2 protein-coding genes are annotated in these 2,184 nt (G+C 60.5%); both read left to right on the top strand.

Annotation, left to right across the window (positions count from 1 at the left end; all coding sequences use genetic code 11):
* A partial coding sequence (locus JNM42_RS08950; protein ID WP_294268463.1) for an SPASM domain-containing protein occupies positions 1 to 444 on the top strand: 444 nt, incomplete at its 5' end.
* Between the two features lie 2 nt (positions 445 to 446).
* Positions 447 to 2,003, top strand: coding sequence for a nitrite reductase (locus JNM42_RS08945; protein WP_294268461.1), 1,557 nt, complete (start codon positions 447 to 449; stop codon positions 2,001 to 2,003).
* Positions 2,004 to 2,184 lie beyond the last annotated feature (181 nt).

The following is a 2,184-nucleotide window of genomic DNA, read 5'->3' as shown; positions in this document are numbered from 1 at the left end:
TTCCTGCTCTGGGTGCGCCGCCATTTTCCCGAACAGGCCGCACACATCGCTGGCAAGCTCACGCAGTGGGGCGGCAACGCCTCCGGCGTCAACGTGGCCAATATCGATAATCTGGGCAACGTGCACCCGGACACCATGTGGTGGCACCACACGCTGGGCAATGCCAAACAGCGCCCCTTCGGCGATATATGGGCCGACCTCTCCGACCCGCTGCTGGCCGGTCTGAAACAACATCCCCGACCGGTCAAAGGGCGCTGTGCGGCCTGCACTTATCTGCCGATCTGCAACGGCAACACCCGCGTGCGGGCACAGCAGGTGAGTGGCGACGCGTGGGCAGAAGATCCCGGCTGTTATCTGAGCGATGACGAAATCGGTGCCACCGGCAGCGGCGAACGCCTGCGGGTAACGCCTTGGCGCAAACACGCCAACCCCAGCGAGGTCTGACGATGTGGCATTTTCTGGCGCTGGCCGCCTTTTTTTGCGTTGCTCCCGACGTGTTTGCTGCCGATGCAGCCACCAACTACCAGCAGCATTGCGTCGCCTGCCACGGTGCCGGCCGACTGGGCGGGATCGGTCCTGCGCTGTTGCCGGAAAATCTCGAACGCCTGCGCAAAGCCGACGCCGTCAAGGTGATCGGCGAGGGTCGACCGGCCACGCAAATGCCGGGTTTCGGAGCCAGGCTATCGCCAGAGGAAATCGCAGCGCTGACCGATTGGTTCTACCAGCCGGTGATCCCCAGGCCGCAATGGCAGGAAGCCGAGATCCGCGCTTCGCGCGTCGAACACTTCGCGGCGAAGACACTGGGGGACAAGCCGGTTTTCACGGCCGATCCGCTCAATCTTTTTATCGTTGTCGAGACGGGCGATCATCACGTTTCCGTCCTCGACGGCGATCGCCTGGAGCGGATTCATCGCTTCCCCTCGCGCTACGCGCTGCATGGCGGGCCGAAGTTCACGCCGGACGGACGCTATGTCTTTTTCGCCTCACGCGATGGCTGGGTGTCGCGTTTCGACCTCTACAACCTGAAAGTCACGCACGAGGTGCGCGCCGGACTCAACACGCGCAATGTCGCCGTTTCCGGCGACGGGCGTTATGTTATGGTCGCCAACTACCTGCCGCACTCGCTGGTCGTTCTCGATGCGCGCGATCTGTCCTTCGTCAAGCTCATCGAAACATGGGACGACAAACACACAAAAACCTCGCGCGTTTCCGCAGTGTACGACGCTGCTCCTCGCAAGAGCTTCGTTGCCGCGATGAAGGACATCAAGGAACTGTGGGAGATCAGCTACGACGATCAGGCCGAACCGATCGCCAGCGGTCTGGTGCATGACTACAAAATGAAAGAAGGCAGTTTCGTACCCGGCAAGCTCAATCCGAGGCGCACCTTCCTTGAGGACTACCTCGACGACTTTTTCTTCGACCGGGATTACCAGATGGTCATCGGCGCCTCGCGTCCTGAAGAGGGGAGCAATCGCGGGCAGGTAATATTCCTCGGTGGGCGAAAGAAAATCGCCGACATCGATCTGCCCGGCATGCCGCATCTCGGTTCCGGCATCACCTGGCAGTATCAGGGACGGACGGTGATGGCTTCGCCGAACCTGAAGGAAGGACTGGTCAGCATCATCGACATGCAAACCTGGAAGAAGATTACCGACATCAAGACGCTGGGGCCGGGATTTTTCATGCGCAGCCACGAGAAATCCAAATACGCCTGGGTCGATTCGATGATGAGCCGCGAAAACCGCGATACCCTGCAGGTGATCGACAAGGACACGCTGGAGATTGTGGCGCGCCTTAAACCCGAACCGGGCAAAACGCTGGCGCATATCGAATTCACCCGCGATGGCCGCTACGCGTTGGCCAGCCTGTGGGAAATGGACGGTGCGCTAATCGTCTACGACGCGCAAACCCTGCAGGAAGTGAAGCGCATCCCGGCCAGCAAGCCGGTCGGCAAGTACAATGTGTGGAACAAGATCTCGCGCGACGCCGGCACTTCGCACTGATCTGTTCTGGCCTGTTCTTGCGTATCCGAAAGCTGATCAAGCATAGCGGGCACCGGTCTGCTTGAAGCGGGTAATCGAGAACAGCGTGTCGTGCGCGTAGCCGGTGAGTTTGAGCCGGGTACGCAGTTCGGCAATTTTGGCCTCGACGTCCTCACGCGCCTGACCGTGGATCATGCAGAAG

The organism is Propionivibrio sp., assembly GCF_016790145.1.
Lineage (GTDB): Bacteria > Pseudomonadota > Gammaproteobacteria > Burkholderiales > Rhodocyclaceae > Propionivibrio.
This window is presented reverse-complemented; position numbering and strand designations above follow the sequence as displayed.